The following is a 14,488-nucleotide window of genomic DNA, read 5'->3' on the forward strand; positions in this document are numbered from 1 at the left end:
GGCCGGATCAGATCTCGTCGATCGAGGCGGACTCGAATCGGCTGGAGATGTTGATGCCGAGCTCCTCCGCTGCGCGGAAGGCCTCGTCGTCGGTGTCGCGGAGGTTGACCGCCGTGCCGTCGGACGAGAGGACCTCGACGTTCAGGCAGAGCGACTGCATCTCCTTCATGAGCACCTTGAAGGACTCGGGGATGCCGGGCTCGGGGATGTTCTCGCCCTTGACGATGGCCTCGTACACCTTCACGCGGCCGAGGATGTCGTCCGACTTGACGGTGAGGAGCTCCTGGAGCGCGTAGGCGGCACCGTAAGCCTCGAGCGCCCACACCTCCATCTCGCCGAAGCGCTGTCCACCGAACTGCGCCTTACCACCGAGCGGCTGCTGGGTGATCATCGAGTAGGGACCCGTGGAACGTGCGTGGATCTTGTCGTCGACGAGGTGGTGCAGCTTCAGGATGTACATGTAGCCGACCGAGATCGGAGCCGGGTAGGGCTCGCCGGTGCGGCCGTCGAACAGCTGGGCCTTGCCCGAGGCGCCGATGAGGCGCTCGCCGTCGCGCGTCGGGTTGGTGGACTCGAGCAGGCCCGAGATCTCCGACTCGTACGCGCCGTCGAACACCGGCGTGGCGACCTTGGTGCCGGGAGCGACCTCGCGGGCGTCCTCCGGGATGTGCAGAGCCCACTCGGGCTCGCCCTCGATCTTCCAGCCCTGCTTGGCGATCCAGCCGAGGTGCGTCTCGAGAACCTGGCCGAAGTTCATTCGACCGGGGATGCCCATCGGGTTCAGCACGACGTCGAGCGGCGTGCCGTCCGCGAGGAACGGCATGTCCTCGACGGGGAGGATCTTCGCGATGACGCCCTTGTTGCCGTGGCGACCGGCGAGCTTGTCGCCCTCGGTGATCTTGCGCTTCTGGGCGATGTAGACGACGACGCGGCGGTTGACGCCCGAGCCGAGCTCGTCGTCGCCCTCCTCGGCGTCGAACTCCTTGACGGCGATGATCGTGCCCTGCTCGCCGTGGGGAACCTTCAGCGACGTGTCGCGGACCTCGCGGCTCTTCTCGTTGAAGATCGCGCGGAGCAGGCGCTCCTCGGCCGAGAGCTCGGTCTCGCCCTTGGGCGTGACCTTGCCGACGAGGATGTCGCCGGGGCGGACCTCGGCGCCGATGCGGATGATGCCGCGCTCGTCCAGGTCCTTCAGGAGCTCGGGGCTCACGTTGGGGAGGTCGCGGGTGATCTCCTCCTTGCCGAGCTTCGTGTCGCGGGCGTCGACCTCGTACTCCTCGATGTGGATCGAGGTGAGGGTGTCGTCCTTCACGAGGTTCTGGCTGAGGATGATCGCGTCCTCGAAGTTGTGACCCTCCCACGACATGAACCCGACGAGCAGGTTCTTGCCCAGCGCGAGCTCGCCGTTCTGCGTGGCGGGGCCATCCGCGATGACCTCGCCGACCTCGACGCGCTCACCGGCGGTGACGATCGCACGCTGGTTGTAGCAGTTGCCCTGGTTCGAGCGGTCGAACTTCCGCAGGAAGTAGTCGCGGCGGCCGCCCTCGTCCAGCTGGACGGAGACGTAGTCGCTCGTGACGTCGGTGACCACACCGGCCTTGTCGGCGATGATCGAGTCGCCGGCGTCGACCGCGGCGTAGCCCTCCATGCCGGTGCCGACGAGCGGCGAGTCGGCGACGAGGAGCGGCACGGCCTGACGCTGCATGTTCGCACCCATGAGGGCGCGGTTCGCGTCGTCGTGCTCGAGGAACGGGATGAGCGACGTGCCGACCGACACCATCTGGCGGGGCGAGACGTCCATGTAGTCGATCTCGTCGGCCGAGATCAGGTCGACCTCGCCGGAGCCGCCGCGCTGACGCGCGAGGACGCGCTCATCCGCGAAGGTTCCGTCGTTCTGGAGCACCGCGTTCGCCTGGGCGACGTTGAAGCGCGTCTCCTCGGCGGCCGTGAGGTAGTCGATGTCGTTCGAGACCTTGCCGCCGGTGACGCGGCGGTAGGGCGTCTCGATGAAGCCGAACGCGTTGATGCGCGCGAACGACGCCAGCGAGCCGATCAGGCCGATGTTCGGGCCTTCCGGGGTCTCGATGGGGCACATGCGGCCGTAGTGCGAGGGGTGCACGTCGCGGACCTCGACGCCCGCGCGGTCGCGCGAGAGGCCGCCGGGGCCGAGCGCCGAGAGGCGGCGCTTGTGGGTCAGACCCGCGAGCGGGTTGTTCTGGTCCATGAACTGCGACAGCTGCGAGGTTCCGAAGAACTCCTTGATCGCGGCGACGACGGGGCGCACGTTGATCAGGGTCTGCGGCGTGATCGCCTCGATGTCCTGCGTGGTCATGCGCTCGCGGACGACGCGCTCCATGCGCGACAGCCCGGTGCGGACCTGGTTCTGGATGAGCTCGCCCACCGCGCGGATGCGACGGTTGCCGAAGTTGTCGATGTCGTCGGTCTCGATGCGGAGGTCGACGATCTCGCCGCCCTTGCGGACGCCCTCGAACGTCTCGTCGCCGCGGTGCAGGCGGACGAGGTACTTGATGGTCGCGACGATGTCCTCGACGGTCAGCACCGAGTCGGACAGCGGCTTGTCGAGGCCGAGCTTCTGGTTCAGCTTGTAGCGGCCGACCTTGGCGAGGTCGTAGCGCTTGGCGTTGAAGTAGAAGTTGTCGAGCAGCGAGCGCGCGGCCTCGGCGGCGACCTGCTCGCCCGGACGGAGCTTGCGGTAGATGTCGCGGAGGGCCTCTTCCTGCGTGAGGATCGTGTCCTTCGCGAGGGTCTCCTCGATGGAGGCGATGCCGGCGAACTCGGAGAGGATGTCGTCGCTCGAGAGGCCGAGAGCCTTCAGGAACACCGTCACCGACTGCTTGCGCTTGCGGTCGATGCGGACGCCGACCTGGTCGCGCTTGTCGATCTCGAACTCGAGCCAGGCGCCGCGGCTGGGGATGATGCGCGACGAGACGATGTCCTTGTCGGAGGTCTTGTCGGGCGTCTTGTCGAAGTAGACGCCGGGCGAGCGGACGAGCTGGGACACGACGACACGCTCGGTGCCGTTGATGATGAACGTGCCCTTGTCGGTCTGCAGGGGGAAGTCGCCCATGAAGACGGTCTGAGTCTTGATCTCACCGGTCTGGTGGTTCATGAACTCGGCCTCGACGTAGAGCGGGGCCGCGTAGGTCTTGCCGCGGTCCTTGCACTCCTCGATCGTGTACTTCTCGGGCTCGAGGTAGGGGTTCGTGAACGAGAGCTGCATGGTCTCGCTCAGGTCCTCGATGGGAGAGATCTCCTCGAAGATCTCATCCAGACCGCTTCGCTCGGGGACGTCGGTGCGGCCGGTGGCCTTCGCGTCGGCGACGCGGGCCTTCCATGCCTCGTTGCCGACGAGCCAGTCGAACGACTCGGTCTGCAGCGCCAGCAGGTCGGGGACCGTGAGCGTGTCGGAGATCTTGGCGAACGAGAGGCGGGATGCTCCGCGTCCGTTCTTCGGGGTGGTGGTGGATGCGTTGCGCGCAGCAGCCAAGGGGAAAACCTCCATGAGCCCCGCGTGCGGGGCCGCTAGATTCCTTGTCGACAGGTGAGGTGCGCTTCGGGTCTATCCTGTGATTCACACGCCGCTATCTGCGGGGAGTCACGGGAGCCAGCCGACCACCATATGAAGGCATGGATGACCCATAAGAGCGCAAATGTCAACTATACGCGCTCTGACGCGCCAAGGCAAGCGGAATCCTTGACCTCTTTCGGCCTCTCGGGTATAAACCCGCGGGCGCGCTCCTCAGCTCGGTCATGAACGAGCGCTGCGTCTTCTGCGGCGCGCTCGAGTTCGAGCGAGCGGATGGCCGTCGCCGCTGCGCCGTGTGCGGCTGGTTCGTCGGCGATGCGCCGGATCCCGACCTGCCGCCGCCCTTCGTGGAGGTGGTCTACTACCTGCGCTATGCGGACCGGATCAAGATCGGGACATCCGCCCACCCTCGTCGCCGACTCGCGGCCATCCGCCATGAGGAGCTGCTCGCGTTCGAGCGCGGCGGCCGCGCGCTCGAGCAGGCCCGCCATGCGGAGTTCGCCGACGTGCGCGAGGGCGGCGAGTGGTTCACGGCCGTGCCGGCGCTGGTCGCGCACGCGGCTGCGCTCGCGGGCGGCGCCGACCCCTGGCGGACGTACACGCGCTGGCTCGCGGAGGCCCGCCGCCCGTCCTGACTCGACAGCCCGTCCTGACTCGCCAGTGCGGGCGACACGCTTTCGACGCCGAGAATGCGTCGCCCGCACTGGCGAACCGGAAGATGTCGGACATCCGCGAGAGGATGGCCCCATGGGACGCCAGCGGAACCACGAGCGCGAGGACCCGCAGGCCCGCCTCTCGGACGGATCGATCGCGCGCATCGCGCCGGGCGAGTTCGGCGGCGGCTGGGAGGTCGTCGTCGACGGCACCCCGCAGTCCCACGTCGACCTCGACGACCCCACGCACCTGCACTTCGAGTACGTCACGCGGATGGGCGCCGTCATCGACCAGCTCCCGGCGGGGCCGCTCACGGCCATCCATCTCGGCGCCGGCGGCCTCACCATCCCCCGCTACGTCGAGGCCACGCGCCCCGGGTCGCGCCAGCAGGTCGTCGAACTCGAGCAGGCGCTCGTCGACCTCGTGCGCGAGCACCTCCCGCTCCCCCGCGGCGCGGCCATCCGCATCCGCATCGGCGACGCGCGCGAAGGGCTCGGGCGCCTCCCCGACTCGATGACGGGCAAGGTCGACCTCCTCGTCTCCGACGTCTACTCCGGGGCGCAGACGCCCGCGCACCTCACGACCGTCGAGTTCTACCGCGAGGCGGCGAAGCTCCTCGCGCCGGGCGGGGTGCTGCTCGTCAACGTGGCGGATGGCGCGGGTCTCGCCTTCGCGCGGCGTCAGGTCGCGACGATCCGGGAAGTGCTGCCGCACGTCGTCGTCCTCGCCGAGGTGCAGGTGCTGAAGGGGCGCCGGTTCGGCAACCTCGTCGTCGCCGCCTCGGCCGCGCCCCTGCCGACCGAGTGGCTGCCGCGCCTCATGGCCGCGGGCCCCCACCCCGCGAAGGTCGCCGAGGGCGCCGAGATCGATGCGTTCATCCGCGATGCCCTCCCCGCGACCGACGGCGATGCGACCGCTTCGCCCCGGCCATCCGCGGCCATGTTCGAGCGCTGAATCGCCGCCGATCCGTCGGCGTGCGGTGTGCCTGGACGTGGGACACAGCCGGAGGTCGCAGAATAGAGAAGCGACTGCGCGGAAGGGATCGGGAATGAGCTACATCCACGGATACGACCCAGAGACCCTTCGTGAGGTTGTCGATCCCGCCGAATGCCGTTATCGGCTCGCGGAGATCGGACCGCAGCGGAGCCTGCCCGCGCTTCTCGAGCGCGTGTGGCTGCTGAAGGTCCTGGGCGAACTCGACGAGGCTCTGACCATCTCGGAGCAGGCCGTGCGCGTGGCGCGCATGGCCGGCACCCGCAAGGACCTGCTGCGTGCGCGCGTGCTCCACGCCACCGTGCAGCAGTACCGGGGCGCCTTCGCGGCGGCCGATCAGGAGCTCTCGACGTGCATCGAGGAGTCCGACGGCCAGGAGTGGACGAGCATCACCGCGTTCGCCCTGCAGCACCGCGGCAAGACCCGGTACGACGCGGGCGACTACGAGGGCGCCCGGCGCGACTTCAAGCGCCTGCTGTCGCTGCGCCAGGAGATGAACGCGCCCGACGACCAGATCGAGGCCGCCATGGCGGCCGTCGAGGCGGTCGAGCGGCGTCGTCCTCGCTCGTCCGCGGCGGTCGTCGCGGGCTGAGCCCGGATGTCCGTGGTCGCCCGTAGCGTCGAAGCGTGTCGGATCTGCAGCAGGTGACCCAGTGGGCTGAGGCGCTCATCGCCCAGCACCTAGACGACGGGTGGACCTTCGCCTACGACCACGCCAAGCGTCGCGCCGGGCAGTGCGATTACTCGCGCAAGCGCATCTCGATGTCGCGGTACCTCACCGCGCGCTACGACGACGAGACGAATCGGCAGACGCTGCTGCATGAGGTCGCGCACGCGCTGGCGGGGCGTCGCGCAGCGCATGGCGCGGCCTGGCTGCGCACGGCGCGCGGGCTCGGGTACACCGGCGGCCGCACGCACGACGGCGAGACCGCCGTGGAGCTCGCGCCGTGGGTCGGGACGTGCCCGTCGGGGCACGTGGTGTATCGGCATCGGCGGCCGTCGCGTCCGTCGTCGTGCGTGAACTGCTCCCGGACGTTCGACGCGCGGTTCCTCTTCACGTGGCAGCGGCGCGAGATCACGCCCGCGGACCGTGCCGCCGCGATGACGCCCCGCTGAGTCCCCGGAGGGTCAGGAGGCGCAAGAGGGTCAGGAGGCGGTGAAGACCCCGTCCTGCAGCACCGGCACCGCGTCGAGGTCGTCGATCACGGCAGCGGCCTTCACCTCGGCGAGGCGCGGATGACCGTCGAGCTGACGACCGGATCCGCTCGCGGTGAGGAGGTGCTTCACCGCACGACGCAGGGCGCGGAACGACTCCGCCGTCGCGACGGCCTCCGGTGAGGAGTGGTCGATGCCGAGGTCCGACAGCGCGGCGATGACGGCGCCCGCGCCGAGCAGATCCTCGACGGCGAAGCGCAGCCCGGGGCCGTCCGGCTCCCCCGCGGCGATGACGGCGATGCTCGTCCGCACGCCGCGCCGCCCCTGCTCGGCCATGACCGCCTGCGCGACGGCCGCGGCATTCCGGAACCCGCCGGCGTAGACGACCGGACCATGCTCGGCAGCGGCAGCCGCTCGCGCGACCGCGGCACCGCCATCCGCCGCGTCACCCAGCGCGAGGGACTCGCCCCGCTCCCCTGCTGCGAGCGCCTCGAAGCCGAAGCCGATCACATCGACGACGATGACGACGTCGCTGTCGGCGAGGCGTCGGAGACCGTCGACGCCCCAATCGAAGCGCACCTGGAAGAAGGACTGGTCGAGCGGAGAGGCCATCCCTCGATTCTCGCCGATGCCGGGCACAGCGCAGGAGATCCGCTCCCGGGAAAGCCGAGAAACCCCGTCCGGAGCTCGTTGCGCGTCGGATCTCCTGCGGAGTGTCCCGGCCTCGATCCCCGCCGGCCCGCGGCCCGCCCCGGTGTCCGCCCCCGCGCGTATCGTGCTGAGAGGACGACGACGCGAGGAGACGGCATGGTGGAGATCCGGCGAGCGACCCCCGCCGATGCGCGAGGGCTCGCGGAGGTGCACATCCGCACATGGCGCATCTCGTACGCGGGGCTCCTGCCCGAGGCCACCCTCGCGCGGCTCTCGGTGTCGGCCCGCGCGCGGCGCTGGGCGCAGCTCCTGCACGAGGGCACCGAGCCCACGTGGGCGGCGTTCGACGGAGCGCGCGCCATCGGCTTCACCTCCTCCGGACCCGCCCGCGACCGCGACGCGCCCGCCGGGCTCGAGCTCTACTCGCTCTACGTCGACCCCGACAAGCACGGCACCGGCGTCGGCGTCAGCCTGCTCGAGCACTCGGTCGAGAACGCTGCGGCCTACCTGTGGGTCCTCAAGGGCAACGCCCGGGCCATCCGCTTCTACGAGAAGAACGGCTTCGCCCTCGACGGCGTCGAGAAGGTCCAGCAGGCGGCCGACGGCACGCCGATGAACGAGCTGCGCATGAGCCGCCCCGTGCAGACTCCGGCGACCGCGACGGATGGCTCCGCTCGCGCACTCGGGAACGCCGCCGGATAGTCAAGGGCTGGGTCAGCTCCCGCGGGCAGGGCACGATAGGCCCATGCGGATCCTGCAGAAACTCGTCCTCGACTGCGACGTCGACGCCGCCTGGCGCGCGCTGCACTCGCCCGCCGTCCTCGCCGAGCTCTACGGACCGCTCGTGCGGATGCGCCCGCTCGGCGCCGACCCGCTCCCGCTCGAGTGGGAGTCCGGCGCGGACGCCGCGGTGCAACTCGACACCGGTTCGATCTCGCTCGGCACGCAGCTGATCGCCACCGTCGACCGCGAGAAGAACGGCGGCTCGGTCCGCATCCTGCGCGACGTCGGAATGCCGCTGACCGGCCCGCTCGCCTCGCTCGACGTCTGGGACCACCAGATGGCGGTCTCGGCGACAGCGGATGGCCGCACGCTGTGGCGAGAGCGCCTCACGATCGGCGGGCGGACGGCTCCCCTGCTCTGGCTCCCGCTCTGGGCGATGTGGCAGGCGCGCGCCGTGCGCCTGCGCCGCCTCGCGCGCTCGTGGGCCTTCGACCCCGAGCTGCGAAAGCCCGCGGATGAGACGGCCGAGGGGGCCGACGGGCACGACGCGGTGGAGCCGACGGAGCCGACCGCGCAGCCTCGCGAAGCGGACTGACGCCATTCCCTCACGCGGCATCCGGTCGCCGTGACGACGCACCGGCGGACACACCGCAGGTGATCCGAGGTACGCCGTCCGGTCGCGCCGCGGAATCGCGCGGCCGGCCGCACCCGGAGGCCGCGGATCTCCTGCGGTGTGGTCCGTGTCGCCCGCGCCCCGCCCCGGGCCCGCCCCCGCCCGCGCTCTCAGTCCGCGGCGAGCGCCTCGACCGGGGCGATGCTCGTCGCGAGGCGTGTCGGGGTGACGGCCGCGACGACCGTCAGCACCGCCATCGCCAGGGCGAGGAGCAGCACCGGCACCCACGGCACGGCGGGGAGGACGAAGGATCCCGCGCTCCCGCCCGGCTCGGTCGGCACGGATCCGAGGAGCGACTGCGCGCCCGCCCACCCGTATGCGATGCCGAGCACGAGTCCGGTGACGAGCGACGCCACGGTGATGTGCGCGGCTTCGAGCAGCACCATCCGCCGCACCTGACCGCTGGACAGTCCGAGCGCACGCAGCAGCCCGAGCTCGCGGCGCCGCTGCACCACGCCGATCGTGAGCAGGTTCACGAGCCCGACGGCGGCGATCACGGCCGAGACCGCCACGAGCGCCACCATGATCTGCGCGAAGGTGTCGAGGATCATCGCGAAGTCGTCGTTCAGCTCGCCGCCGGCGTTCGCGGTGAACACGGCCTTCGCCGTCTCGGTCGCGACGGCGAACATCGTCACGAGCGTCACGCCCATCACCACGCCGATCGACATGCGGCTCGAGCGCTCCGGGTGGCGCAGGGCGTTCTCCGCCGCGAGGCGGGCGGTCGCCGAGCGTCCGAACCAGCGCCCGACCATCCGCAGAACGGGCGGCATGAACGCGGTCGCACCGAGCACGAGTCCCGTGAACGAGACCAGGCCGCCGGCGAACGCGGGCAGGATCGCGCCCGGCGTGATGACACCGGCGACCACCCCGAGCCCCAGCAGCGCGGCGCCCACGAGGAACAGCACGAGCGCGAGGATGTTCCGCGCCGGTCGCCGTGCGACCTCGCCGTGCCCGCGCTCGACGGACCCGCCCAGCGCCTGCAGCGGCGTCACGTCCAGCACCGGGCGCGCGCCGATCCACGCGGCGGCCCACGTCGTGAGCACGACGATCGCCGCCGGCAGAAGCAGCACGGGCTGCGCCACGACGTAGCCATGCCCGCTCACGCCCAGCAGCTCATCGCCGATAGCCGTCCCGGCATATGACAGCCCCAGCCCGACGATCAGCCCGATGACCGCGCCGATCGCGCCAACCACGAGCCCCTGCCGTGCGACCTCGACCCGCTGCGAGCGGGCGGACGCGCCGATCAGCCGCAGCAGCGCGATCTGGCGCACGCGCCCGGCGACGATCGTCGAGAACGTGTTGGCGGTGACGATCGCCGCGACGTACATCGCGACGGCGGTGAGCAGCACGCTGAGGATGCTCACGACGAACGCGAGCGTCGCGGAGTCGCCGAGGTACGGATCCGCCTGCAGCACCGCCGCGATGTACCTGGTCGTCGACACGAGCGTCACCCCGAACGCGGCCGACAGCGCGGCGACGAGCACGCTCGCGCCCATCCCGCGCTCACGCAGAAACGCGAGCCGAGCGGATGGCCGGGGTGCGGGTCGAGCGGATGGCCTGCTGGCGGATGGCCGGGACGGCGCGGTCTCGAGGGCGGTCATCGCCCGACCTCCTCGACGAGGCCGCGGCCGGCGGGGTGGGTGCCGGTGTCGACCGGACCGCGGGCGGGATCGACCCGACCCGCGCCATCCGCGCGCGCGGCACCACGGCCATCCGCCCCCTCGGCCGTCAGCATGTGCGCGGAGATCTGCTCGGGCGTCTGGCGCGGCTTGTCGGCGACGAGGCGCCCGTCGCCGAGGAAGAGCACGCGGTCGGCGTAGCTCGCGGCGAACGGGTCGTGCGTGACCATGGCGATGCTCTGGCCGTGCTCGCGGCTGGCCGCCGCGAGGAGGGCGAGCACCTCGCGTCCGGTGCGCGAGTCGAGGTTGCCGGTCGGCTCGTCGGCGAAGAGGAGGTCGGGCGCGGTGGCGAGCGCGCGGGCGATGGCGACGCGCTGCTGCTGCCCGCCGCTCAGCTGGTGGGGCCGGTGCCGCAGGCGCGCGGTGAGCCCGAGGGTCTCGATGAGGCCGTCGATGCGCGAGCGCTCCGCGGGCGTCGGCGTGCGGCCATCCAGGTCGAAGGGCAGCAGGATGTTCGCCTGCACGTCGAGGGTCGGCACGAGGTTGAACGCCTGGAACACGAAGCCCACGCGCCGGCGGCGCAGCAGGGTGAGCTGCTCGTCGCGCATGCCGGTGACCTCGCTGTCGCCGATCCAGACGCGTCCGCTCGTGGGCGCGTCGAGCCCGGCCATGATGTGCATGAGCGTCGACTTGCCCGAGCCCGACGGGCCCATGATCGCGGTGAACTGCCCGCGCCGGATGCCGACGCTCACGCCGTCGAGCGCGCGGACGGTGTTCTCCCCGCCCCCGTACTGCTTGGTGAGCTGCTGCACGCGGGCGGCGAGGCCCAGATCGGTGGTCGTGATGTCCATGCTTCCGACGGTATGGATCCGGGGTGGGTGCGCGCGTCGCCCGCCGGGCTCATCCGCCTACATCGCAAGGATGATCTCGGGCGCCCCGCTCGTCTCGGTCACCTCGTTCATCGCCGCCGTGACGCCGCCTCCGGATGGCGGCGGGTTGCCGTCCATCTGCACGGACTGCGTCTCGGCATCCCACGTGAACCGCGCAACCGCCTGCCCCTGCGGGTCCGCGTTGGCGTCGCCGTCGAGCAGGTACGGGTACGTCACGCGGATGCTGTCGTCGGAGAGCCGCTCCACCGCCGGCCGGAAGCCGTACTGCTCCTCGGTGGCCGGGCCGACGTACTCGCCCTCGTGGAACAGGGCGATGGCGTTCGGCGACGAGCCGGTGCCGCCCGCGAGCGGGAAGACGATCCACGACAGCGCCGCACACGGGTCGTAGCCGGGGTCGGCGGCCGTGGCGGTCGTGTCCCACGTGAAGTAGTCGTCGCCGAGCGGCGGGGGCAGGCGCTGCGCGGCGACCGCGGCGGCCTCGTCACGGGTCAGCGTGCCGCAGGCGCCGGGGTCGGATGGCGGGGGCGGGGTGGAGGGAGCGGACGGCGCGGTCTCGGGGGTGGACGGGTCGGGCGCGACCGGGGCGGTGGACGGGTCCGGCGCGGGCGGCTCGGTGGCGGGCGCGGCCGGGTCGGTGGTCGGAGTCGGGACCGCCGTCGGCGTCGCGCTCGGGGCGGCGGACGGGGGCGCGCTGCTCGCACTCGCCTCGGGTCGCGTCTCCGCGGCACAGCCGGTGACGACCGAGAGCACCGCGGCGAGCGCCACGACCCCTCGGAGGACCTTCGAGCGTTCGGGCATCGCTCCACCTCCGTCGTGCGGATGAAGATACTCCGCGGCTCACGGCCTCGGAAGGGTCGTCACGCGAACGTGATGCGCGCCTCAGGCCAGCCCGTGCTCGAACGCGAAGACGACGAGCTGCACGCGGTCGCGCAGCGCGAGCTTCGACAGGATGCGGCTGATGTGCGTCTTCACGGTCGCCTCGCTGAGAAACTCGCGCTGCGCGATCTCGGCATTGCTGAGCCCCCGAGCGGCGAGCGCGAAGATCTCCTTCTCGCGCTCGGTGAGGTCGGCGAAGGCGGGGGGCGCGGGCTGCGGCGCCTCGGCGAAGTGCGCGAAGAGCTCGCGTGTGGCCGACGCCGCGATCACCGACGACCCCGCGTGCACGGTGCGGATGGCCGCGAGCAGGAACTCCGGATCGGCGTCCTTCAGCAGGAATCCGCTCGCCCCCTCCCGGATGGCCCGCGCTGCGGCCTCGTCGAGGTCGAAGGTGGTGAGCATGACCACCTTCGGCGGATTCGGCTCCGTGAGGATGCGCGAGGTCGCGGCGAGGCCATCCATGACCGGCATGCGGATGTCCATGAGCACGACGTCCGGACGCGTCGCGCGCACGACGGCGATGGCCTCCTGCCCGTCGCCCGCCTCGCCCACGACCTCGAGGTCGGGCTGCGAGGCCACGACCATCCGGATGCCCGCGCGGAACAGCGCCTGATCATCCACGAGCACGACCCTGATCATCCGGTCTCCTCTTCCCTCACGCTTCGCCTTCCACCCTGCCAGCCCGCCTCACACCGGGAGAGTCGCGCGCACGAGCCAGCCCTCGCCATCCGGACCCGCCTCGAGGCGACCGCCGACGAGATCGGCCCGCTCGCGCATGCCGATGAGCCCGTGCCCCGTCGTCGCGGGCGGCGCGTGCAGCACCCCCGTGCGAGCGCCGACGAGGGGCCGGGGCTCGGCGGCGGCGCGGCCGTTCCGCACCTGCAGCGCGACGTGATCGGGCAGCCACGCGAGGTTCACGTCGACGGGACCGCCGTCGCCGTGACGGAGGGCGTTCGTGGTGGCCTCCTGCAGGATCCGGTACACCGCGAGCTGCACCGACGCCGGCGGCTCCGCCGGCGGCACGGGGTCCACCGTCACGCGCAGGTCGACGCCGGCCGCCCGCACCTGCGCGTACAGCTCCTCGAGGTCGGCGATGGTCGGCTGCGGACCCTCCGCCTGACTGTGACGCATCTGCGTGAGCAGCATCCGGACATCCGACAGCGCCGAGCGCGCGGTCTGGCTGATCGTCTTCAACGCCGCGGCAGCCGCATCCGGATCGGCCGCCGCGGCATACCGCGCGCCGTCGGCCTGCGCGATGACGACCGCGAGCGAGTGCGCGACGACGTCGTGCATGTCGCGCGCGATGCGGCCGCGCTCCTCCTCCGCGGTCGCCCGCTCCTCGGCCACGAGCTGCGCGCGGCGCGTCTCGCGGTTGCGGATGACGACGCGGAACAGCGCGCCGAACGTCCACGCCAGCAGCAGGCTGAACACCGAGAACCCGAAGACGAGCGCGATCGAGAACAGGAACGCGAAGGTCGAGTCCTGCGTCCAGACATCGGGGGTGACGATGCCGACGCCCGACAGCCCCGGTGCCAGCAGGAACAGATACAGCGCGATGAGGAGCGCCCCGAGGAACGCCGACGCGAAGCCGGCCCAGAACACGAACCGGGACCCGTACGCCGCGGTCGCGAAGAGCACCACGAAGATCGCGAGATTCGCCGCCATCGGCTGCTGGCCGGTCGCCATCTGCGCGACCGCCCCGAACCATGCGACCGTGAGCGCGAGAGGCGGGGAGCAGCGGCTGAGCATGAGCGCCACGGTCATGAACGTCAACGTCATGACCCCGGTGGCGATCAGGAAGCCCTCGTAGTAGGTCGGCAGAAGGACGGCCGATCCGAGCAGGAAGAACGCCCCCACGAATCCGTCGACGATCCACTGCGCCGTCGACACGCGGCGGAAGAGTCCGCGGAAGCGGGCTCGCGGGGTGTCCGTCTGCAGCTCGTCCATCATGTCCACGTTACGAGGAGCAGCGGCGCCGGACATCCGTCTGCGGATGTATCCCGCCCGATACGCTCGCGGTATGCCGTCGCCGCGCACGCCCGAGCACCCCGCCGCCTTCACCCGCGGCGAGCTGCTGTTCGGAGCCCTGCGCGCGGTCCTCTGGTTCCTCGGCTCCTCGACCCTCTTCTACGCACTGACCATGCAGGCCGCCGCGGTGTTCGCGCTGATCTACTCCGTGCCGTTCTCCCTCGGCGCCGCCGTCGTCGGCACGCCGCTCGCGGCCCTCATCGGCTTCGCCCTCCGCGGGGTCCGCGCGCGCTGGATCCACCTCGCCGTCTTCGCCCTCTACGGCCTCGCGGTCGGCTTCGCCGCCGTTCGCCTGTTCGATGCTCTGAACCACGGCTTCGGTCTCACGTTCACGACGCTGGGTCTGGTGACGATCGCCCTCGCCGGCGGCTCCGTCGCCCTCGGGCGTCAGCACGCCTTCGCGCGGGCCGACCGACTCGATGCGCCTCCCACCTGGCCGGTCCGAGTCGCGCCCGGTCCGGATGGACGGGGCCACGACCACCCCGGACGTTGAGCGAGCGAAGCGAGACGAAACGCCGCAACCGGTTCTCGACAACGGCCCACCCCGTTTCGTCTCCCTCGCTGGCGCTCGGTCGCTCAACGTCCGGACGGGGGCGAGAGCACCCCTAGATGTACTTCCGTGACGGCGTGTGACGGCATGTGTCGGAACGTGTGACGGGGTGTTGCGACACCCCTCGGC

The 14,488-nt window shown here is 71.3% G+C and carries 14 protein-coding genes; 7 read left to right on the plus strand and 7 right to left on the minus strand.

Features of this window, described 5'->3' with window-relative positions; translation table 11 throughout:
* Nucleotides 1–7 precede the first annotated feature (7 nt).
* Nucleotides 8–3,508 carry a DNA-directed RNA polymerase subunit beta gene (gene rpoB / locus D7D94_RS07960; protein ID WP_156242104.1) on the minus strand — a complete coding sequence of 1,167 codons (3,501 nt, stop codon included), beginning with the start codon at nt 3,506–3,508 and terminating at the stop codon, nt 8–10.
* A 263-nt stretch (nt 3,509–3,771) separates the two neighbouring features.
* Here rpoB and D7D94_RS07965 point away from each other — a divergent pair, with 263 nt between their 5' ends.
* From D7D94_RS07965 to D7D94_RS07980, 4 genes are all read left to right on the plus strand, one after another.
* Nucleotides 3,772–4,182, plus strand: a complete 411-nt coding sequence (locus tag D7D94_RS07965) for a GIY-YIG nuclease family protein (protein WP_156242105.1) — start codon at nt 3,772–3,774, stop codon at nt 4,180–4,182.
* 112 nt (nt 4,183–4,294) lie between these two features.
* Nucleotides 4,295–5,155, plus strand: a complete 861-nt coding sequence (locus tag D7D94_RS07970) for a spermidine synthase (RefSeq protein ID WP_156242106.1) — start codon at nt 4,295–4,297, stop codon at nt 5,153–5,155.
* Between the two features lie 94 nt (nt 5,156–5,249).
* A complete protein-coding gene (locus D7D94_RS07975; protein ID WP_156242107.1) occupies nt 5,250–5,786 on the plus strand; it encodes a hypothetical protein in 537 nt (178 codons plus the stop codon).
* A 35-nt stretch (nt 5,787–5,821) separates the two neighbouring features.
* On the plus strand, nt 5,822–6,310 hold the full coding sequence (locus tag D7D94_RS07980) for a SprT-like domain-containing protein (RefSeq protein ID WP_156242108.1): 489 nt from the start codon (nt 5,822–5,824) through the stop codon (nt 6,308–6,310).
* Between the two features lie 30 nt (nt 6,311–6,340).
* Here D7D94_RS07980 and D7D94_RS07985 read toward each other — a convergent pair whose 3' ends face one another.
* Entirely contained in the window at nt 6,341–6,961 is a 621-nt protein-coding gene (locus tag D7D94_RS07985) for a 2-phosphosulfolactate phosphatase (protein WP_156242109.1), read from the minus strand.
* Between the two features lie 195 nt (nt 6,962–7,156).
* Here D7D94_RS07985 and D7D94_RS07990 point away from each other — a divergent pair, with 195 nt between their 5' ends.
* Nucleotides 7,157–7,702, plus strand: a complete 546-nt coding sequence (locus D7D94_RS07990; protein ID WP_156242110.1) for a GNAT family N-acetyltransferase — start codon at nt 7,157–7,159, stop codon at nt 7,700–7,702.
* 43 nt (nt 7,703–7,745) lie between these two features.
* Nucleotides 7,746–8,318, plus strand: a complete 573-nt coding sequence (locus tag D7D94_RS07995; protein WP_246171731.1) for a hypothetical protein — start codon at nt 7,746–7,748, stop codon at nt 8,316–8,318.
* Between the two features lie 188 nt (nt 8,319–8,506).
* On the opposite strand, the gene D7D94_RS08000 is transcribed toward D7D94_RS07995, so the two are convergent.
* The 5 genes from D7D94_RS08000 to D7D94_RS08020 all read right to left on the minus strand — a co-directional run bounded on the left by D7D94_RS08000 (nt 8,507) and on the right by D7D94_RS08020 (nt 13,728).
* Nucleotides 8,507–9,997, minus strand: coding sequence for an ABC transporter permease (locus D7D94_RS08000; RefSeq protein WP_156242111.1), 1,491 nt, complete (start codon nt 9,995–9,997; stop codon nt 8,507–8,509).
* Complete coding sequence (locus tag D7D94_RS08005) at nt 9,994–10,866, minus strand: ABC transporter ATP-binding protein (protein ID WP_156242112.1); 873 nt, start codon at nt 10,864–10,866, stop codon at nt 9,994–9,996. The genes D7D94_RS08000 and D7D94_RS08005 overlap by 4 nt, the downstream gene beginning before the upstream one ends.
* Nucleotides 10,867–10,923: 57 nt before the next feature.
* Nucleotides 10,924–11,703 carry an LppP/LprE family lipoprotein gene (locus D7D94_RS08010; protein WP_156242113.1) on the minus strand — a complete coding sequence of 260 codons (780 nt, stop codon included), beginning with the start codon at nt 11,701–11,703 and terminating at the stop codon, nt 10,924–10,926.
* Nucleotides 11,704–11,784: 81 nt separating this feature from the next.
* Nucleotides 11,785–12,420, minus strand: coding sequence for a response regulator (locus D7D94_RS08015; RefSeq protein WP_156242114.1), 636 nt, complete (start codon nt 12,418–12,420; stop codon nt 11,785–11,787).
* 48 nt (nt 12,421–12,468) lie between these two features.
* On the minus strand, nt 12,469–13,728 hold the full coding sequence (locus tag D7D94_RS08020) for a sensor histidine kinase (protein ID WP_156242115.1): 1,260 nt from the start codon (nt 13,726–13,728) through the stop codon (nt 12,469–12,471).
* 73 nt (nt 13,729–13,801) lie between these two features.
* Between D7D94_RS08020 and D7D94_RS08025 the strand changes: the two genes are divergently transcribed.
* Nucleotides 13,802–14,302: a hypothetical protein gene (locus D7D94_RS08025; RefSeq protein ID WP_156242116.1), complete on the plus strand. Its 501-nt coding sequence runs from the start codon at nt 13,802–13,804 to the stop codon at nt 14,300–14,302.
* Nucleotides 14,303–14,488: the final 186 nt, after the last annotated feature.

The organism is Microbacterium oryzae, assembly GCF_009735645.1.
GTDB lineage: Bacteria > Actinomycetota > Actinomycetes > Actinomycetales > Microbacteriaceae > Microbacterium > Microbacterium oryzae.